Origin of the sequence: Aeromonas mytilicola subsp. aquatica (assembly GCF_044336385.1) — a bacterium.
Taxonomy (GTDB): Bacteria; Pseudomonadota; Gammaproteobacteria; order Enterobacterales; family Aeromonadaceae; genus Aeromonas; species Aeromonas rivipollensis.
In genome coordinates this window covers 976,857-995,222 of sequence record NZ_CP172298.1, presented here as the reverse complement: position 1 = coordinate 995,222, position 18,366 = coordinate 976,857, and the positions used below count along the sequence as shown (strand labels likewise).

At 65.4% G+C, this 18,366-nt stretch carries 18 protein-coding genes; 16 read left to right on the top strand and 2 right to left on the bottom strand.

Translation table 11 applies throughout. From position 1 onward, the window contains the following. Positions 1-10 precede the first annotated feature (10 nt). Together ACFWHB_RS04830 and ACFWHB_RS04825 are read left to right on the top strand one after the other, a co-directional pair. On the top strand, positions 11-1,072 hold the full coding sequence (locus ACFWHB_RS04830; RefSeq protein WP_395949574.1) for a PQQ-dependent sugar dehydrogenase: 1,062 nt from the start codon (positions 11-13) through the stop codon (positions 1,070-1,072). 42 nt (positions 1,073-1,114) lie between these two features. Then, on the top strand, positions 1,115-1,270 hold the full coding sequence (locus ACFWHB_RS04825) for an entericidin A/B family lipoprotein (RefSeq protein WP_106886007.1): 156 nt from the start codon (positions 1,115-1,117) through the stop codon (positions 1,268-1,270). A gap of 19 nt (positions 1,271-1,289) precedes the next feature. On the opposite strand, the gene ACFWHB_RS04820 is transcribed toward ACFWHB_RS04825, so the two are convergent. Further along, a complete protein-coding gene (locus ACFWHB_RS04820; RefSeq protein WP_106886006.1) occupies positions 1,290-2,078 on the bottom strand; it encodes a DeoR/GlpR family DNA-binding transcription regulator in 789 nt (262 codons plus the stop codon). A gap of 255 nt (positions 2,079-2,333) precedes the next feature. On the opposite strand from ACFWHB_RS04820, the gene ltnD reads away from it, so the two are divergent. From ltnD to ACFWHB_RS04770, 10 genes are all read left to right on the top strand, one after another. Continuing rightward, positions 2,334-3,242, top strand: coding sequence for an L-threonate dehydrogenase (gene ltnD / locus ACFWHB_RS04815; RefSeq protein ID WP_395949573.1), 909 nt, complete (start codon positions 2,334-2,336; stop codon positions 3,240-3,242). Then, positions 3,239-4,492, top strand: coding sequence for a 3-oxo-tetronate kinase (gene otnK, locus ACFWHB_RS04810; protein WP_395949572.1), 1,254 nt, complete (start codon positions 3,239-3,241; stop codon positions 4,490-4,492). The genes ltnD and otnK overlap by 4 nt, the downstream gene beginning before the upstream one ends. Next, positions 4,485-5,117 carry a 3-oxo-tetronate 4-phosphate decarboxylase gene (locus tag ACFWHB_RS04805; protein WP_395949571.1) on the top strand — a complete coding sequence of 211 codons (633 nt, stop codon included), beginning with the start codon at positions 4,485-4,487 and terminating at the stop codon, positions 5,115-5,117. Before otnK ends, ACFWHB_RS04805 begins: the two co-directional genes overlap by 8 nt. After that, entirely contained in the window at positions 5,114-5,887 is a 774-nt protein-coding gene (gene otnI / locus ACFWHB_RS04800; RefSeq protein ID WP_395949570.1) for a 2-oxo-tetronate isomerase, read from the top strand. Before ACFWHB_RS04805 ends, otnI begins: the two co-directional genes overlap by 4 nt. Positions 5,888-5,930: 43 nt before the next feature. Further along, positions 5,931-6,881 carry a D-erythronate dehydrogenase gene (gene denD / locus ACFWHB_RS04795; RefSeq protein ID WP_395949569.1) on the top strand — a complete coding sequence of 317 codons (951 nt, stop codon included), beginning with the start codon at positions 5,931-5,933 and terminating at the stop codon, positions 6,879-6,881. Further along, on the top strand, positions 6,878-8,383 hold the full coding sequence (locus ACFWHB_RS04790; RefSeq protein WP_163156899.1) for a GntP family permease: 1,506 nt from the start codon (positions 6,878-6,880) through the stop codon (positions 8,381-8,383). Before denD ends, ACFWHB_RS04790 begins: the two co-directional genes overlap by 4 nt. A gap of 83 nt (positions 8,384-8,466) precedes the next feature. Next, positions 8,467-9,357 carry a DMT family transporter gene (locus ACFWHB_RS04785; protein WP_163148758.1) on the top strand — a complete coding sequence of 297 codons (891 nt, stop codon included), beginning with the start codon at positions 8,467-8,469 and terminating at the stop codon, positions 9,355-9,357. A 59-nt stretch (positions 9,358-9,416) separates the two neighbouring features. Further along, positions 9,417-11,348 (top strand): methyl-accepting chemotaxis protein, encoded by a 1,932-nt coding sequence (locus ACFWHB_RS04780; protein WP_395949567.1) that lies wholly within the window; start codon positions 9,417-9,419, stop codon positions 11,346-11,348. Positions 11,349-11,971: 623 nt separating this feature from the next. Next, positions 11,972-13,372 (top strand): OprD family outer membrane porin, encoded by a 1,401-nt coding sequence (locus tag ACFWHB_RS04775; protein ID WP_106885999.1) that lies wholly within the window; start codon positions 11,972-11,974, stop codon positions 13,370-13,372. A 115-nt stretch (positions 13,373-13,487) separates the two neighbouring features. Beyond that, a complete protein-coding gene (locus ACFWHB_RS04770; protein ID WP_106885998.1) occupies positions 13,488-14,318 on the top strand; it encodes an SDR family oxidoreductase in 831 nt (276 codons plus the stop codon). Positions 14,319-14,360: 42 nt separating this feature from the next. On the opposite strand, the gene ACFWHB_RS04765 is transcribed toward ACFWHB_RS04770, so the two are convergent. Then, positions 14,361-14,693 (bottom strand): DUF1904 family protein, encoded by a 333-nt coding sequence (locus tag ACFWHB_RS04765; RefSeq protein WP_163137155.1) that lies wholly within the window; start codon positions 14,691-14,693, stop codon positions 14,361-14,363. A gap of 70 nt (positions 14,694-14,763) precedes the next feature. Between ACFWHB_RS04765 and ACFWHB_RS04760 the strand changes: the two genes are divergently transcribed. From ACFWHB_RS04760 to ACFWHB_RS04745, 4 genes are all read left to right on the top strand, one after another. Next, a complete protein-coding gene (locus ACFWHB_RS04760; protein ID WP_395949565.1) occupies positions 14,764-15,645 on the top strand; it encodes a TraB/GumN family protein in 882 nt (293 codons plus the stop codon). Positions 15,646-15,812: 167 nt separating this feature from the next. Next, complete coding sequence (locus ACFWHB_RS04755; protein WP_081805766.1) at positions 15,813-15,962, top strand: DUF3149 domain-containing protein; 150 nt, start codon at positions 15,813-15,815, stop codon at positions 15,960-15,962. A 109-nt stretch (positions 15,963-16,071) separates the two neighbouring features. Next, the gene (smrA, locus tag ACFWHB_RS04750; RefSeq protein ID WP_395949564.1) at positions 16,072-16,653 is read left to right on the top strand and encodes a DNA endonuclease SmrA; all 582 of its coding nucleotides are present in this window, start codon (positions 16,072-16,074) and stop codon (positions 16,651-16,653) included. Between the two features lie 106 nt (positions 16,654-16,759). Beyond that, complete coding sequence (locus tag ACFWHB_RS04745) at positions 16,760-18,238, top strand: carboxypeptidase M32 (RefSeq protein ID WP_395949562.1); 1,479 nt, start codon at positions 16,760-16,762, stop codon at positions 18,236-18,238. Positions 18,239-18,366: the final 128 nt, after the last annotated feature.

The window sequence follows — 18,366 nt, the reverse complement described above, 5'->3', positions numbered from 1 at the left end:
GAGATCCCCCTTGTTGCGACTGCTTGTACTGCTGCTGATCTGCCTGGTGAGCCCGCTCCGGGCGCTGACACTGACCCCCCTGGTGGAGGGGCTCAACCATCCCTGGGGGCTGGCCCTGCTACCGGAAGGTGGCTATCTGATTGGCGAGCGCCCGGGCCGCCTGCTGCGCATCGACGCCGGGGGCGAGCGCCATCTCATCTCGGGTCTGCCCCCCATCGCCAATCAAGGTCAGGGGGGCCTGCTCGATCTCGCCCTGGACGACGAGGGCTGGCTCTACCTCAGCTACAGCGAACCCGGCGACGGCGGGGCCGGTACCGCCGTGGCCCGGGCCCGACTGCAAAAGGAGACCCTCATCGACTGGCAACTGCTGTTTCGCCAAGAGCCCAAGGTGGCCGGCGGCGCCCATTTCGGGTCGCGTCTGGTGCTGACCGATGACGGCTATCTCTTCATCACCCTGGGGGATCGTTACAGCGAGCGGGCGCGGGCCCAAACGCTGGACAACCACCTCGGCAAGACGGTGCGCCTGCACAAGGATGGCCGGGTGCCCGCCGACAACCCCTTCGTCAAGACGGCGGGGGCCCTGCCGGAGATCTGGAGCCTGGGCCATCGCAACATGCAGGGCGCCGCCCTGCGCCCGGTTAGCCAGCAATTCTGGGCCCACGAGCACGGCCCCCAGGGCGGGGACGAGGTCAACCTCATACTGCCAGGGCACAACTACGGCTGGCCGGTCGTGACCTTCGGCGAGGAGTACGGGGGTGGCAAGATTGGCGTGGGCCAGAGCGCACCCGGCATGACGCCGCCGCTCTGGATCTGGGTGCCCTCCATAGCCCCCTCGGGCATGCACTTCTACCAAGGGGAGCTGTTCAAAGAGTGGCAGGGAGATCTGCTGGTCGGTGCCCTGCGCGGTCAGGCCTTGCTGCGCCTTCGCCTCGCGGGGGACAAGATCATCTCGGAGGAGCGGCTGCTGACCGATCTGGGGGAGCGGATCCGTACCATACGGGAAGGCACGGATGGCGCCCTCTATCTGCTGACGGACTCAGGCAAGGGGCGCCTGCTCAAACTGACCCCATGACATTGAGGCCGGCCCCGGACCAGGCGCCGGCGAGGAGGAAGCATGAACATGAATCGAACCCTGCTGGTGCTCTGTGCCAGCCTCTGGTTGCTGGGCTGCAACACCATACACGGGGTGGGACGGGACATAGAGAAGGCGGGCGAGGTGATCCAGGGATCCGCCAACCTGACGAGCGAGCCTCAGGCCGGCAAAGAGTGACAACCTCAGGCTGGCACAGTCACTCGACGCCGGACGCCAGACTGGCCAGCGGTGCCATGGTCACCCTGACCCCGTGCTGGGCCAGCGCCTCACGGGCGCTCTGTGGCAACTGCTCGTCGGTGATCACCTGATCGATCGCATCCCAGCCCACCACGTTGAAGGTGCCGACCTTGCCATATTTGGACGAGTCGCAGATGAGGATGCGGCTCGCCGCCGACTCCACCACGGCCCGCTTCACCGGCACCTTCTGCTCGCTCGGGGTCGAGATCCCCTGCCCGTCCCAGGAGGAGGCGGACAGGAAGGCAACGTCCAGGTGCAGGTTGCGCAGGAAGTGGGCTGTGGCCTCCCCGGCGCAGGACTGGTTCTCGCGAATGACCTGGCCACCGGTGTGATAGAGGCGGCAACGGCCGTGCTCGATGAGGTAGGCACAGACCATGAAGTCGTTGGTCACTATCATCAGATCTTCCCGCAGCGCCAGCTCCCGGGCCAGCTCCAGGGAGGTGGTGCCGGCGTCCAGGTAGACTGTGCTGCCCTCGGCCACCTGGTCGGCGGCCAGCCGGGCTATGGCCAGCTTGGCCCCCTGCATCAGGCTGCGCTTGGTGGCGTGGGAAGGCTCGCTCTTGATCCGCTGGGAGAGACTGACCCCACCCGAGACGGAGAGCACCCGCCCCTGCTCCTCCAGTTTCTGGATGTCGCGTCTGATGGTCATGTGGGAGACCTGCAACCACTCGGTCAGCTCCACTATGCTGACCACGCCGCGCTCTGCCAGCAGTTGCAGGATACGTTGCTGTCGCTCTACGGGAATCATCTTGGCTCGCCCCTCGGGGAAAAGAGGCGCCATTCTACCCCAGTGATCTGGTAAAAAATGATAAATAACCTCGAAGGGGCTCACAAATCACATTTATTCACATAAAAAGCATCAAAAGTTGATTCAAAAGAATCTCAACCTGCTTAAATAACAAAAATTAACACCACTTAAGTTATTTTTTGTGATGCCTGCCTGATATTTCACCGCCACAAGCCTCTACTATCGGCTCATCAGTCGTTATCGAGGAATCACGAGATGAGCACTTCCTATCATGTCGCCGTCATCGGCCTTGGCGCCATGGGCATGGGCGCCGCCCGCTCCTGCCTGCGGGCCGGGCTCACCACCTACGGCATAGATCTCAGCGAGCAGGCCCGCAACCAGCTGCAACAGGCCGGTGCCGCCGCCGTCATGGCCGATGCCCGCCCCCTGGCCGAGACCCTGGACGCCGTGCTGCTGCTGGTAGTCAACGCCACCCAGGTGCGCCGCATCCTGCTCGGCGACGAGGGGTTGGCCCGCCACCTCAAACCGGGCACCGCCATCATGGTCTCTTCCACCATAGCGGCCGAGGAGGCGAGTTCCCTGGCCGCCGAGCTGGCACAGCTCGGGCTGCCGATGCTGGATGCCCCCATCTCCGGTGGCGCCATCAAGGCCGACGCGGGGGAGATGACAGTGATGGCCGCAGGCGCAGACGCCGCCTTCGACAAGCTGGCCCCTGTGCTGGATGCGGTGGCCGGCAAGCTCTACCGCGTCGGCAGCGAGCCGGGCCAGGGCAGCACGGTCAAGATCATCCACCAGCTGCTGGCCGGGGTGCACATAGCGGTTGCCGCCGAGGCCATGGCGCTCGCCAGCAAGGCCGGCGTGCCGCTGGATCTCATGTATGACGTGGTCACCCATGCCGCCGGCAACTCCTGGATGTTTGAAAACCGCATGCCCCGGGTACTGACCGGCGACTACCAGGCCCGCTCCGCGGTGGACATCTTCGTCAAGGATCTCACCCTGGTGGCGGACACCGCCAAGGCGCTGCGCTTCCCGCTGCCGCTCGCGAGCACCGCCCTCAACATGTTCCTCAGCGCCAGCAACGCGGGGCACGGCCAGGAAGATGACAGCGCCGTCATCAAGACGTTCTCCGGCATCACCCTACCGGGTCAGGAGGAGCGGCCATGAAACTCGGTGTCATCGCAGACGACTTCACCGGCGCCACCGATATCGCCGGCTTCTTGGTGGAGAACGGCCTCTCCACCCTGCAACTCTCCGGCGTGCCGCAGCACGACGGCGATCTGCCCCAGGTCGACGCCGTGGTGATCAGTCTCAAGAGCCGCTCCTGCCCGGCGGGCGAAGCGGTGCGCGACTCCCTGGCGGCCCTGGCCTGGCTCCAGGCCCGCGGCTGCCCGCGCATCTACCAGAAGTACTGCTCCACCTTCGACAGCACGGCGGCAGGCAACATAGGGCCGGTGACCGACGCCCTGCTGGCGGCGCTCGGCCAGGACTTCACCCTGATCTGCCCGGCCCTGCCGGTCAACGGGCGCACCGTCTATCAGGGCAATCTCTTCGTGGGGGCCCTGCCGCTCGCCGAGTCCGGCATGCGACACCACCCCATCACCCCCATGCAGGACAGCAACCTGCTGCGGCTGATGGAGGGGCAGGCGCAAGGCCGCGCCGGTCTGGTGCCGTTTGCCACCATAGACAAGGGGGCCGCCGCCATTGCAGGAGCCTTTGAGCAGCTGGCAGAGGACGGCGTGCGCTACGCCGTGGTCGACACCCTGACCGAGCAGCACCTGCTGGACATCGCCACCGCCGCCCTCCACCTGCCCCTGGTGACCGGCGGCTCCGGCCTCGCCATCGGTCTGGCCCGCCAGCTTGGGAGCGGTGATCTGCAGGGTGCCCGCGAGGCGGGTTGGCCCAGAGGTTCGCGCGCCGTGGTGCTGTCGGGCTCCTGCTCCGAGATGACCAACCGCCAGGTGGCCCGCTATCGCCAGCACGCCCCTGCGCTTGCGCTGGACGTGGCACGCTGCCTCGAGGATGCCGACTACCCGGCCGAGCTGGCCCAGTGGGTACTGGCCCAGCCCCTCACCCCGGCGCCGCTGGTCTACGCCACCACCAGCCCGGGGGAGCTGGCCCGCATTCAGGAGAGCCACGGCCAGCAGGCGGCCAGCGACGCCGTGGAGCACTGCTTTGCCCGCCTCGCCCAACTGCTGCAAGGCGCCGGGGTGGACGGCTTCATCATCGCCGGTGGCGAGACCTCGAGCCGGGTCACCCAGGCCCTCGGCGTCAAGGCGTTCCACATAGGCCCGCAGATCGCCCCCGGTGTGCCCTGGGTGCGGGCCATCGACGCCCCCCTGTCGCTGGCCCTCAAATCCGGCAATTTCGGGAGCGACGACTTCTTCGACAAGGCTCAGGAGTACTTCCATGACTGAACAGGCACTGCGCGACACCATGGTGATGCTGGGAGCCTCCCTCTTCCAGCGCGGTTATGCCACCGGGGGCGCCGGCAACCTCTCCGCCCTGCTGCCGGACGGCACCCTGATCGCCACCCCCACCGGCTCCTGCCTGGGGCGTCTGAGCGCTGACAGGCTCTCTCATGTCAACCTGCAGGGGGAGCACCTGGGGGGCGATCGCCCCTCCAAGGAGGTGGCCTTCCACCTCGCCATCTACCACAACAATCCGGACTGCCGGGCCGTGGTGCACCTGCACTGCACCCACCTGACCGCCCTCTCCTGCCTGGAGGGGCTGGATCCGACCAACGTCATCCGCCCCTTCACCCCCTACTACGTGATGCGGGTCGGCCAGTTGCCGCTCATCCCCTACTACAAGCCGGGGGATGCCCGCATCGCCGAGGAGCTGGGGCGCCGCGCCCCCGAAGGCAACGCCTTCCTGCTGGCCAACCACGGCCCCGTGGTGACGGGCAAGGATCTGGTGGATGCGGTCAACAACATGGAGGAGCTGGAGGAGACGGCGCGCCTGGCGCTGATGCTCCATGGCCAGTCCATCCGCTACCTGAGCGAACCCGAAATTGATGAATTGAGGAGGATGAAACCATGAGCAAGTTTGCCGCCAATCTCACCATGCTGTTTACCGAGCTGCCATTCCTGGAGCGCTTCGCCGCCGCCCGCGAGGCAGGCTTCAAAGCGGTGGAGTTCCTCTTCCCCTACGAGTGGCCGGCCGCCGAGCTGGGCCGCCGCTTGCGCGAGCACGGCCTCTCTCAGGCCCTGTTCAACATGCCGCCGGGCAACTGGGGCGCGGGGGAGCGCGGCATGGCCGCCATCCCGGGGCGGGAAGCAGAGTTTCGCGCCCACCTGCCATGCGTGCGGGACTACGCCCTGGCGCTCGGCTGCACCAAGGTGCACGCCATGAGCGGCATAGTCGACCCGGCACACAGCATGGAGGCCCACCGTCAGACCCTGGTGGACAACATCCGCTTCGCCGCCGATTACCTGGCAGCGGATGGCATCCGGGTGCTGCTGGAGCCCCTCAACGATAGGGATGTGCCCGGCTACTTCCTGGCCCACCAGCTCGACGCCCTGGCCCTGGTGCAGCAGATAGACAGGCCCAACGTGGGGGTGCAGCTCGACCTCTACCACGCCCAGATCATGGACGGAGATCTCACTCGCCTCATCGGCAAGCTGGGCCCGGCCATAGGCCACGTCCAGATAGCCTCGGTACCGGATCGCCACGAGCCGGACGAGGGGGAGCTTGCCTACCCCCACCTGTTCAAGGCACTGGCGCAGGCGGGCTACCACGACTGGATAGGCTGCGAATACAACCCCAGAGCCGGCACCCGGGAAGGGCTGGGCTGGCTCACACAACAATAACAACGACGACACCCTACACATGAACGAGTCTGAGGATAACGAGATGCAGATCATCATCACCGGCGGCGGTGGCTTCCTGGGCCAGAAACTGGCCCGGGCCCTGCTGCAGAGCACACAACCCTTCACCGAGCTGCTGCTGGTGGACATACAGCAGCCGCAGGCCCCCATGGCGGACCCCAGGGTACGTTGCCTTCAGGCCGACCTCACCGAGGCCGGGGTCGCCGAGTCCCTGATCACCGAGCGGACCGCCGTGGTCTACCACCTGGCGGCCATCGTCAGCAGCCATGCGGAGCAGGACTTCGATCTCGGCTGGAAGGTCAACCTGGACACCACCCGCACCCTGCTGGAGGCCTGCCGCCACACCAGACCCGGCATCCGTTTCATCTTCACCAGCTCGCTGGCCGTCTACGGCGGCTCCCTGCCCGCCCTGGTGGACGACGGCACCGCGCTGACCCCGACCTCCTCCTATGGCGCCCAGAAGGCCATGGGGGAGCTTTTGGTCAACGACTACAGCCGCAAGGGCTATGTGGATGGTCTGGTGCTGCGCCTACCCACCATCTGCGTGCGGCCGGGCAAACCGAACCGCGCCGCCTCGTCGTTCGTCAGCAGCATCATCCGCGAGCCGCTGCAGGGTGAGAACGCCATCTGCCCGGTGAGCCCGGATCTGCGCCTCTGGCTCTCGAGCCCCGCCACCGTAGTCGCGAACTTCCTGCTGGCGGCCAGACTCCCCGCCACCGGCGACTGGCGCAGCGTCAACCTGCCCGGCATCAGCGTCACCGTCGGCGAGATGCTGGAGACCCTCACCCTGACGGGAGGCGCGAGCGCCCGCGAGCGGGTGCAGTTTGCCGCCGATCCGGCCGTCGAGCGCATAGTCGCGAGCTGGCCGGGGCGCATCGACAACCAGCGCGCCAGCGCCCTCGGCTTCGTGGCAGACAGGACCTTTGCCGACATCATCGACAGTTTCATCACCCATGACATGCAGGAGGCATCATGAGCGACATCCCTACCCCCATCATCGGCCTTGTCATCGCCGTCTTCGTACTGGTATTCCTGGTGGTCCGCACCCGGGTGCACGCCCTTATCGCCATGCTGGCGGCGGCCTGCATCGCAGGCATCACTGGCGGCATGACCATAGACAAGACCCTCACCGTCATCACCCAGGGCTTTGGCTCCACCCTCGGCAGCATCGGCATCGTCATCGGCCTCGGGGTCATGATGGGCCGCCTGCTGGAGGTGTCGGGGGCCGCAGAGCAGATCGCCTACAGCTTCATCAAGTGGCTCGGCAAGCGCCGTGAAGAGTGGGCCCTGGCCATCACCGGCTACATCGTCAGCATCCCCATCTTCGTGGATTCCGCCTTCGTCATCCTCTATCCGGTGGCCAAGGCGCTGGCAAAAAGCGGCAAGCGCTCCATCCTGACCCTGGGGGTCGCCCTGGCGGGAGGCCTGGTGGTGACCCACCACACGGTGCCGCCGACCCCGGGGCCCCTCGGCGTCGCCGGTCTGTTCGGCGTGGACATAGGCGCCATGCTGCTGATGGGCATGGCCCTGGCCATCCCCTGCGTGCTCGGCATCGTCTTCTACGCCCAGTGGCTCGACAAGAAGTACCCCGAGTTCGGCGCCAAGGCCGCCCAGACCCCGGATGAGCTGCAGTCCACCTACGAGCAGTACATCAAGGAGAAGGAGGGCAAGAGTCTGCCGAGCCTGACCCTGTCGCTGCTGCCGATCCTGGTGCCCATAGTGCTGATCTTCGTCAAGGCCATCTTCACCACCCTCGCCACCCTGGAGGGGATGGGCGGCCTGATGGAGAACCCCCTGGTGCAGGGCGTCAACTTCATCGGCACCCCCATCATAGCGCTCGCCATCAGCGTGCTGCTGGCTGTCTATACGCTAGTGCCGCACATGGACAGACACGCCACCGCCGCCCGGCTGGAAGAGGGGCTGCAATCGGCCGGCATCATACTGCTGGTGACAGGGGCCGGCGGCGCCCTGGGTGCCGTGCTGCGCGACAGCGGCGCGGGCCAGCAGCTCGCCGAACAGATAGCCCAGCTGCCCATCTCCCCCATACTGATCCCCTTCATAGTGGCGACCCTGGTGCGCCTCATCCAGGGATCCGGCACAGTGGCCATGGTGACGGCGGCCTCCATCTCCGCCCCCATACTGGCGCAGATCCCCGGGGTCAACATGTTGCTGGCCGCCCAGGCTGCCACCATGGGGTCGCTCTTCTTCGGCTACTTCAACGACAGCCTGTTCTGGGTGGTCAACCGCATGATGGGGATCTCGGACGTCAAGCAGCAGATGATCGTCTGGTCCATCCCCACCACCATAGCCTGGGCCATAGGCGGCACCGGCGTCGCCCTGCTGAACCTGGTGTTCGGCTCCGGCGGCACCTGGTTCGACCCCGTCCTGCCGCTGCTGGTGCTGGCGCTCATCGTCTGGTACGTCAGGGGCCAGTCCCTGACCCCGGCGGCCAGCGTAGTGCCGAGCCGGGAGTCATAACGGCGGCACGGCAACGCTGTGTGACGAGGGCCAGTCTGCTAGACTGGCCCTCTTTTTTTATTCATCTTGCAAAGGAGTGTTGGATGTCTGCTTCTTCCTGGTGGGACAAGTCCACCGGTTTTGCGTTGCTCACCATCTTGCTGTGGGCCTCGCTCGCGGCCCTCACCTCCCGGATCACCAGCGTCTCGCCCCTGGTGCTGGTAGGGCTGGTGCTCTTCTTCTGCGGCGCGGGCACACTGCCGTTCTGGCGCCAGTGGCGGGCAAGGCCCGTCACCTGGCTGGTGACCATCACAGCCCTGCTGCTCTATCACCTGCTGCTGTTCATGAGCTTTCGCCACGCCCCCGTGCTGGAGGCGAACCTCATCAACTACCTCTGGCCCCTGTGCATCATCTTGTTCACCCCATTGCTGCTGCCGGGCCACCCCTTGCGCCTGCATCATCTGCTGGCCGGGGCCCTGGGCCTCGCCGGCTCTGTGCTGGTGATGGTCGATGGCAAGCTGCAACTGCAGCAGGCCCATCTGCCGGGCTATCTGCTGGCGCTCGGCGCCGCCATCGTCTGGGGCGCCTATTCAGTGCTCTCCCGCCGCCTGCCCCCCGCCCCCGCCGTTGTCACCGCGGCCGCCTGCCTGCCCGCGGGGCTCCTGGCCCTGCTGCTCGCCTGGGGGCTGGAGGGACCGCTGCCCCTCGCCCGTATCCCCCAGGGGGACTGGCTGCTCATCGCCGGACTGGCCCTTGGTCCCATGGGGGCCGCCTTCGTCACCTGGTATCTGGCGCTGCGGGACGGGGATCCGCGCCGCATCGGGGCCCTGGCCTACCTCACCCCCTTGCTGAGCACCCTGCTGCTGGTCTGGCTCAACGGTGAGCAGCTCACCCCGCGCCACCTGCTGGCGGGGGCCCTCATCATGGGCGGTGCCCTGCTCGGTTTGCTGGTGAAGACGCCCGGGAGCCACAAAGCGGCGCAACCGCTGTCATAAAAACGCCATCTCCCCTGCTTAAGCTCACGCCCATTGCGTGCTTCAAGCAGGACTCAGATGTGAAAATTGCCCATTATGCCTCCCTCTCCTCTCTGGTACTGCTGCTGGTGGCCGGCGTTCAGGCCGCCGCCCTGTTTCACGGCTGGCAGCAGTTCAATCGGGCCGAACAGGCCCAACGCCAGCAGGAGCGCCTGCAACAACAACTGAGCGGCCCCCTGCAGGGGGCCCTTCGCGACTACCTTGGCAGCGGCGATCCCCTGCGCCTGGCCGAGGCCCAGGGTGTGCGTCAGCAGGCGCTCGCGCTGCTGGCGCAACTGGACGGGCAGCAAGCCGGTCCGCTGCACGCCCAGCTCGAGCAGATGGGGGCGCGCATCGAGGGGGACTATCTGGCGGCGGGCAAACTCTCCGGCAACAGCCAATGGCTGCTGCAAAACGCCGAGAACGAGCTGACCACCCAGGCCCGGGCGCTGCTGCGTTACGGCCAGCAGGGGGCAGATCAGGATCCGGCCAGCGCCGAGGCCTATCGCCAGGGGGCCGCCGACATACTGGCGACCCTGCCCGCCCTCGCCCATCAGCGTCAGAACTACATGGAGCAGGCCAGCGCCAAGCGCCTTGAAGGGCTGCAGTTCGAGCTCACCGCCCTGCAAAAACAGGCGGACGCGCTGGCGGCCCTGCCGAGCCTGAATCTCTTCGAAGAGGCCGCCGCCGATGAGTTCACCCTGGGAGAGCCGGTGCGCAAGGAGCTGGGTGAGCAGCCCAAAGCCGAGCTGGTCTCACTGCTCAAACGCTATCCCCAGGAGCTGGAGAGCAGCCGCAAGGCGTTGCAACAGCAGCAGCTGGCGCGCCAGATGGTGCAGCAGGACATCACGCAGCTGCTGCAGGCCGGTGAGCAGCTGGGGGAGCGGCTCGCCGCCGCCCGCCAGACCATGAACCGGGAGCTCGCCACCATACTCGGCTCCCTGGCGCTCTGCCTGGTGGTGGTCGCCCTGCTGTTTGCCCTGGTGCAGCGCCGCTGGCTGGTCAGGCCGCTGCTGCGACTGCGGGCCGCCTTCTTGCAGCTCGATGCCACAGGTCAGGCCCAGTTGCTGGCAACGGGGCGCGAACGCAACGAGCTGGCCGACATAGTCGCGAGCTACAACCGCCTGATCCAGCGCCTGCAGCAGGATCAGCAACAGAAGGCGGGCCAGCTCTCGAGCGTCTCCTCCAGCCTGCAGGAGATGGTGGCGCAGGTGCAGGAGATCCATCACAGCACCCGCACCACAGAGCAGGCGGTGGATGAGAGCGACACCATGATGCAGGAGCTCAATCAGCTCGCCAGCGAGGTACACCAGGTCGCCGCCGAGATAGCGGAGCACGCCCAGCACAACGAGCACTCCATGAGCCAGAGCGAGCTGCTGGTGGGGGGCATGCTGGCAGCCACCGCCCAGACCGGCCTCGCCATCGACGAGAGCAGCGGCGCCCTGGCCCAGCTGACCCGCTCGGTGGAGGATGTGACCGCCATCGTCGATGTCATCGGCCACATCTCCCAGCAGACCAACCTGCTGGCGCTCAACGCCGCCATCGAGGCGGCTCGCGCCGGTGAGCAGGGACGCGGCTTCGCGGTAGTGGCCGACGAGGTGCGCCACCTCTCAGCCGACACCCAGCGCTCCCTCGGCCAGATCACCGAGATCCTGTCCAGCCTCACCCAGGCGGGGGATCAGCTCGCCACAGTGCTGACCCGCATCACGACAGAAGCCGCCGGGCAGCGCCAGCAGGCCGAACAGCTGCGCCAGACCACCCAGACGGTGCGGGAGATGGCGCGCAGCACTGCCGTCATCGCCCTGCAGGGGGCCGACAACGCCAGGAGCCAGGAGCACAGGCTGGCCAGCTTCGCCGCCCTCATCGGCCGCATCAGCCAGCACGCCCGCCAGGGCAGCCGCCTCTCTGTGCAAGTGTCGGAGCACATCCACCACCAGGCCCAGCAGATCCCCCGGATCCTGAGCCAGGCCTGAGTCACCCGCTCCTCATCAGGCCCGGCGTCCCTGTTTGCGCCGGGCCAACCCCTTCATATGCCCTCATTCAAGTCCGCCCCCGCGCTGCCCTGCCGGATGCGGTGACCCCCTGCCATGGAGTCGGCTCGACGCCGCCCGGCCAGAGGGCGCAGCCCCGGTAGGGCGGATATCTTTTTTTGTGACACAAAATTATATGTTGCCATCGGGTTAACAAAGAAAGTTCTGCTTCCGCGCCAAGATCCCCCCAGCTAAACGGAAAAAACCACCTGAAAACGCTCTCATTACCGACATGAGCGGGCTGAGAGTGCCCACACCAAGAATCATGATTCTTTGCACTCGGTCATATTTTTGAAACTTGGCGGGAACTTCCGGTTGATATTTCGCACCGCGAACGTACTCTTGGTGGTGTCAGATCGCCAAGGATCGAGACCTAAAAAATAATGACTGTAAAGATGCAGATTGCCCTTCAGTGATGCGCCAAGGCGTCCGGGCAGACGGGCACAACACAGAACAGTTTCTTTTTGCCCTGCGGGGTGTTGATTGCAATGCCAATACCGAGCGGCGGGCCTCTGCCTGACTGCCGGAAAAAAAAGCTAAGTCCATAAAATCAGGAGCAATAACAAATGGAAAAAGTGATCTTCAAGCGCGCCTCTTTGAGTGCCGCCGTGGTTGCGGCGCTGCTCGCCCCCGGCATGGCATCCGCGGCTCAAGACATGATGAGCCCGGAATATGGCAAGTCCTATGAAGCCTTCATCGACGAAGGCAAGCTGACAGGCGGCCTGTTCTACTTCCAGCGTGAGCGTGATCGCGTCCAGGCCGGTCCGGGTCAGGATGGCAAATACCACTCCAACCTGAGCCATGCCACCACCCAGGCGGCCCTGAACTACAACTCCGGTTATGCCTGGGGCATGGTCGGGCTGGATGTCGGCGGCTTTGGTGCCTATGACCTGGCTGTTGACGAGAGCAACGGCGTCAACGAAGAGAACGAATTCTCCTTCTGGGGCGACCAGTGGGGTTCAGGTGGTGACGGTGTTCCCGAGAATGGCTTCAGCCTCTCCACCGCCGCCCTGAAGCTCAAGTTCGGTGACTCTGTCACCGCCAAGGGTGGTTACACCCAGCTGTATGTACCCGGCATCATAGGCGTCAACTGGTCCTATCAACCCGGTACCTACCGTGGTGGCCAGATCGAGGGCAACTTCGGTGGCCTCTACCTGACCTACGCCATCGCCGATGAGTACAAGGCGCCCTGGTTCAAGAACACCGCCGGCTTCTCCAAGAGCAGCCCCTATGCCAGCGATCCCTTCACCGATGCGAACAAGATCGACTACATCCACGGTCTGGCAGCCCGTTACACCTTCGAAGATGGCACCGCCATCACAGGTGGCTTCGGTCAGGCCGAAGGCTACATGGACAGCTACCACTTCAAGCTGGCTCACAAGTTTGACGTGCTGGGTGGCCTGAACACCAGCTACCAGTTCTACGGTTCCGACACCGAGAACGAAGACTATGACGGTCTGGCATGGCAACAAGCCCTGACCGCAAGCTGGGCAGCCGGTCCCTACTCCTTCCGCCTGGAAGGTATGTACACCAAGGCCGAAGGGGATCTGGGCAACTACCTGCCCCGTCTGACCCGTGGCTACGGCAACTCCCAGGGTGCGAACGAGATCTGGTGGGATTCCCGCTCAGACTGGAACCACAACGAAGAGAAGGCCGTCTTCTTCGGTACCACTCGTACCCTGGATGATCTGGTCGGTGCTCCGGGCTGGGCCGCTGGTGTCTCCGGTGCCTACGGTTGGGATGCCAACAATGGCGACGGCACCCTGGAGCCGGGCAAAGAGTGGGCCGTCAACTTCGACGTCATGTACACGGTGCAGGATGGCAAGCTGAAGGGCACTCTGTTCAAGCTGCACTACACCGATTACAACAACGAGCAGGACGACAAGGGCAGCTGGTACTACCCGAACATGTTCAGCTCCGAGCATGACGTCAAGTTCCACATCATCATGCCGTTCACCATCATGTAATCAGGCATCTGTTCTGACCGAAAACCGGGCCACGTGGCCCGGTTTTGTTTTTGGTGGCGCTCGGGCTACCATGCCCACTTCGGCCCTGTGCTGGCCGCCAATCAGGATGATCTTCATGCCCCACCCCTTCGTGCTTATCACCGGCTGCTCCAGCGGCATCGGCCTCGCCGCCGCCAAGGCGCTCGGCGCCCACGGCTTCACCGTGATCGCCTCCGCCCGCAAGGTCGAGGATGTCGCCCAGTTGCAACAGCAGGGTCTCTTGGCTGTGCAGCTGGATCTGGCGGACACCGCCAGCATAGAGCGGGGGGCGGCAGAGGCGCTGGCGCTGGCCGGGGGACGTCTGTACGGGCTATTCAACAACGGCGCCTATGGCCAACCCGGCGCGCTGGAAGACTTGCCGACGGAGGCGCTCAAGGCGCAGTTCAACACCAATCTGTTTGGCTGGCACCATCTCATTCGTCAGGTGCTGCCGGCCATGCTGGCCGTGGGCGAGGGGCGGATAGTCCAGAACAGCTCTGTGCTTGGCCTGGTGGCCATGAAGTATCGCGGCGCCTACAACGCCAGCAAGTTCGCACTGGAAGGCTACACCGACACCCTGCGCCTCGAGCTCGAGGGCAGCGGCGTGCACATCAGCCTGATAGAGCCAGGCCCCATCGACACCCGGTTTCGCGCCAATGCCCGTGACGCCTTCGTGCGCCACATAGATCCGGCCCAGAGCCGCCATCAGGGCGCCTATCGCCAGACCCTGACCCGGCTGGAGAAAGAGGGCTCCACCAGCGGCTTCACCCTGCCGAGCGAGGCCTGCATACCGCCGCTGCTGCACGCGCTGCAGAGCAAGCGTCCCAAGCACCGCTACCCTGTCACCCTGCCCACCAGGCTGTTCAGCATATTGCGCCGCCTGTTGCCGAGCCGCTGGCTTGACCGGATCCTCGGCAAGTCGGTGTGATCCACGGCGGGGACTGATCCCCGCCCGAGCGCCAGCATCTAATCAATAGTGCTGGCCGTTGCTGTAGTAGGCGCTCTTGACGATGGGCAGCACCTGCACCACCACATAGGTCTGCTCCCCCAGCACCGCCTTGAGGTGGCGGGTGATGAGGGCAGCGGCGGCATCCTGCACCTCCTGCGGACGCTCGAACCAGACCAGCTCCACGAAGGGGAAACCGGCTTCTCGCTCGCCGTTTCTCACCTGGATGCTGTCGACACACTCCAGGGTGACGAACTCCGGCTTGCCGCCAGTCAGGGCGCAGAGATCCGCCAGCAGGGGCGTGCTTATCTGCTGCAGGGTGTCGACAGAAACTGCCCGAAAGCGAAGGTGGGGCATGGGAAACCTCTTGGCTGTGACAAATGAGGACTTATCATAGAGCACTCATCCCGCTCACATAAGGTGCCTCATGAGATTCCATCGCACGCTGCTTTCCTTACTGCTTTGGCTGCTGCTGCCGCTGAACGCCTTTGCCGATCCGGCCTTCTATCGCATCAGCAAGGGCAATGAGCAGCACTGGTTGCTGGGGTCCATCCATGCGGGCAAGCCCTCGCTCTACCCCCTGCCCGAACCCGTCGAGCGCGCCTGGCAGCAGAGTCGCGCCCTGGTGATGGAGGTCGACATGACCCACATCAGCCAGGCGCAGTGGCAGGAGATGGGGGCCATCACCCGGCTGGTGGATGGCAAGACCCTCAAGGATCACCTGCCCATGGATCTCTACCGACGCACCCTGATCGCCGCCGGCCAGAACGGCCTGACCGAGGCCATGCTGGCGCCGCTGCGCCCCTGGTTTGCCGCCATCACCCTGACCCAGGCGGCGCTGGAGCGTACCGGCTATCGCGGTGAATTCGGGGTGGATCAGCACTTCGCCAAGCGGGCAAACGACGGCGGCAAACCCATAGTCGGGCTGGAAACCCTGCTGGAGCAGCTCGGCTATCTGGCGAGCGTCGGTGACAACCAGACCCTGATGCTGGAGAGCACCCTGGATGAGCTGCCGGAGCTCGAGAAGGGGTTCACCGAGGTCATGGCGGCCTGGCAGAACGGGGATCAGGCCACCCTGATCAACCTGCTCAAAGAGGAGATGGCGCCGCCCAAGCTGCAAGCCTGGCTGGAGCAGACCCTGCTGGCGGAACGCAACCGCAACTGGGTCAAGAAGTGGCCCGGCCTGCCAAACGAGAGCTTTATCGTGGTAGGGGCTTTGCACCTTTACGGCGAGCAGGGGCTGCTCGCCCTGCTGGAGCAACAAGGCTGGCGCATCACGCCGCTCACCGAGCCCGCAGCGGCAGACTAAGGCCGCCAGACCGGCGCCCTGCCGCCGTGCGGGGCGCCGGGTGCGAGGTCGCTCACAGAATGGGTTGCCGATTAACTAACCACGAAGGGACTTGATCGAGATCATCTCATCCCACCCAAAGAGGTATCTATCATGCCTGTCATCGCGCAATGACAGGAGTGAACGAGATGGAATTCTGGATGAACCTGATGTTCGGCAACAGCGTGGGGTTGATGTCCATGCTGGTGATTATCGGCACCTTCCTGCTGATCAGCGCCTATGCGGTCTATTTCATCTACAAGGTGATGCACGCCGAGCCGCCGAAAGAGGGTCAATAACCCGACGGCGACACCAGGTGCGGGCCCCTGAGCCCGCCGCGCCCCCGCCATTCTAAGCACAGGCCAGGCCCGCTATAATGCCCCCTCATTCTCATGCGGGGAGCCTGCCGTGTCTCATGACGACGAACTCTCACTGTTCCTGCAGGAAGTGGCCGATGTGCGGCCGCTGCGCAGCGACCACATAGCCCCCGGCGCGGGCAACAGCCTGCCGACCGAGGCGCAACTCGCGCGCCGCCATGCCGCCACCGCCGAACAGCTCACCCTGGATCACCTCAGCATGGAGGCTGTCCCCATGCTGGACCCCCACGACATCGTCGGCTTCAAGCGCGACGGCGTGCAGGAGGGGGTCTACAAGAAGCTGCGGCTCGGCAAGTACGAGCTGCAAGGCTCCCTCGACCTGCACCACAAGACCATCAAGGAGGCGCGAACCGCCCTGGTGCAGTTCATTGCGGAGTGCGAGGTGCGGGACATCCGCTGCCTGCTGATCCTGCACGGCAAGGGGGAGCGCAGCACCCCGCGCGCCCTGCTCAAGAGCCATGTCAGCGCCTGGTTGCCGCAACTGCCCGCGGTGATGGCCATCCACAGTGCCGAGCGTCGCCACGGCGGCAGCGGCGCGCTCTATGTGCTGCTGCGAAAGAGCGAGCGCAAGAAGACCGAGAACCGCGAACGTCACCAGAAGCGCCTCGGCTGACCGCCTGAGGGTGGCCCCCACCCGCGGCAGAGTGCTAGCATCGGGCTGCCCCGATCATGCCAGGTACGGGGTGCATACCATCAGGGACGATAACAAGGACAATCCCATGTCATACCAGAAACTCGAACAACATCAGCAACAACTGCACCGCCTCTCCCACCTGTCCGCCATCTGCGGCTGGGATCAGGCCGCCATGATGCCGGAGGGGGGCAACGAGGCCCGCGCCGAGGCGATGGCGGAGCTCGGCGTGCTGATCCACGGCAAGCGCACCGCCCCCGAGCTGGGCGACTGGATTGCCAAGGCCGAGAGCGAACCGCTGGACGCGATCCAGCGCGCCAACCTCGCGGAGATCAAGCGCCACTGGCAGGATGCGAGCCTGCTGCCAGGCGAGCTGGTGGAGGCGCTCTCCTTGGCCGGCAGCAAGTGCGAGCACGCCTGGCGCCGCCAGCGCAAGGAGAACGACTGGGCAGGCTTTGCCCCTAACCTCGAGGAGGTGGTGCGCCTGTCGCGGGAGGTGGCACGGCTTCGCGCCGAGGCGCTCGGGGTGCGCCCCTATGACGCCATGCTGGCGCTGTACGAGCCCGGCATGACGAGCGAGAGACTGGATCAGATCTTCGGCGATCTGACGAGCTGGCTGCCCGGCCTCATCCAGCAGGTGAGCGAGCAGCAAAAACGCGACACCATTTTGATCCCGCAGGGTCCTTTCCCGATCGCGACCCAGCAGGCGCTCGGCCAGGAGGTAATGGGGCTGCTCGGCTTTGATTTTGCCCACGGCCGGCTCGACGTGAGCAGCCACCCGTTCTGCGGCGGCGTGCCGACGGACGTGCGCATCACCACGCGCTACAACGAGGACGAATTCGTCTCCAGCCTGATGGGCATAGTCCACGAGACGGGCCACGCACGCTACGAGCAGGGGCTGCCGCGCCATCTGCTCGGTCAGCCGGTCGCCGAGGCGCGATCCATGGGCATTCACGAGAGCCAGAGCCTGTTCTGCGAGATGCAGCTCGGCCATGCGCCCGCGTTCCTTTCGCAGATAGCGCCGCGCATCCGCGCGCACTTCGGCGAGCAGGCCGCACTCGCACCGGCGAACCTCGAGAAGCTGTACAACAGGGTCGAGCCCGGCTTCATCCGCGTCGATGCGGACGAGGTGACCTACCCGGCGCACGTCATACTGCGCTACGAGCTGGAGCGCGATCTCATCGAGGGGCGCATCGAGGTCGCGGACATCCCCGCGCTGTGGGACGGCAAGATGCAGCAGTGGCTCGGGCTGTCCACCCAGGGCAACTACCAGAATGGCTGCATGCAGGACATTCACTGGACGGACGGCTCGTTTGGCTACTTCCCGAGTTACACGCTCGGCGCCATGTACGCGGCGCAGCTGCGCTTCGCGCTGGAGCGTGAACTCGGCGACATGGGCCAGCTCATCGAAGCGGGTCGCCTGCCGGAGATCTTTGGCTGGCTCGGCCGCCACATCTGGTCCCAGGGCAGCCTGCACGGCACGGACGAGCTCATTCGCCGCGCGACCGGCGAGGCACTCAATCCGCAGTGGCTGCGCAAGCACCTGGAACAGCGCTACCTGAAATAACCGCTCCCGGGGCGCGGCCCAGCGCTGCGCCCTCTCATCCCCTCCCCGAGCGCCCGACTTTTTTTGCTATCCCTGTCCGTTTTTGGCTAGTCACTCCCCTTGCACCCGCTTAGTCTCTGGGACATGCA

What these genes read in the sequence shown, in the direction of transcription:
- ACFWHB_RS04760 (WP_395949565.1), top strand. Translation starts at nt 14,764, where the DNA reads ATGAGATTCCATCGCACGCTGCTTTCCTTACTGCTTTGGCTGCTGCTG.
- ACFWHB_RS04825 (WP_106886007.1), top strand. Translation starts at nt 1,115, where the DNA reads ATGAACATGAATCGAACCCTGCTGGTGCTCTGTGCCAGCCTCTGGTTG.
- ACFWHB_RS04765 (WP_163137155.1), bottom strand. Translation starts at nt 14,693, where the DNA reads ATGCCCCACCTTCGCTTTCGGGCAGTTTCTGTCGACACCCTGCAGCAG.
- ACFWHB_RS04820 (WP_106886006.1), bottom strand. Translation starts at nt 2,078, where the DNA reads ATGATTCCCGTAGAGCGACAGCAACGTATCCTGCAACTGCTGGCAGAG.
- ACFWHB_RS04805 (WP_395949571.1), top strand. Translation starts at nt 4,485, where the DNA reads ATGACTGAACAGGCACTGCGCGACACCATGGTGATGCTGGGAGCCTCC.
- ACFWHB_RS04785 (WP_163148758.1), top strand. Translation starts at nt 8,467, where the DNA reads ATGTCTGCTTCTTCCTGGTGGGACAAGTCCACCGGTTTTGCGTTGCTC.
- ltnD (WP_395949573.1), top strand. Translation starts at nt 2,334, where the DNA reads ATGAGCACTTCCTATCATGTCGCCGTCATCGGCCTTGGCGCCATGGGC.
- ACFWHB_RS04745 (WP_395949562.1), top strand. Translation starts at nt 16,760, where the DNA reads ATGTCATACCAGAAACTCGAACAACATCAGCAACAACTGCACCGCCTC.
- denD (WP_395949569.1), top strand. Translation starts at nt 5,931, where the DNA reads ATGCAGATCATCATCACCGGCGGCGGTGGCTTCCTGGGCCAGAAACTG.
- ACFWHB_RS04770 (WP_106885998.1), top strand. Translation starts at nt 13,488, where the DNA reads ATGCCCCACCCCTTCGTGCTTATCACCGGCTGCTCCAGCGGCATCGGC.
- ACFWHB_RS04755 (WP_081805766.1), top strand. Translation starts at nt 15,813, where the DNA reads ATGGAATTCTGGATGAACCTGATGTTCGGCAACAGCGTGGGGTTGATG.
- otnI (WP_395949570.1), top strand. Translation starts at nt 5,114, where the DNA reads ATGAGCAAGTTTGCCGCCAATCTCACCATGCTGTTTACCGAGCTGCCA.
- ACFWHB_RS04790 (WP_163156899.1), top strand. Translation starts at nt 6,878, where the DNA reads ATGAGCGACATCCCTACCCCCATCATCGGCCTTGTCATCGCCGTCTTC.
- ACFWHB_RS04775 (WP_106885999.1), top strand. Translation starts at nt 11,972, where the DNA reads ATGGAAAAAGTGATCTTCAAGCGCGCCTCTTTGAGTGCCGCCGTGGTT.
- otnK (WP_395949572.1), top strand. Translation starts at nt 3,239, where the DNA reads ATGAAACTCGGTGTCATCGCAGACGACTTCACCGGCGCCACCGATATC.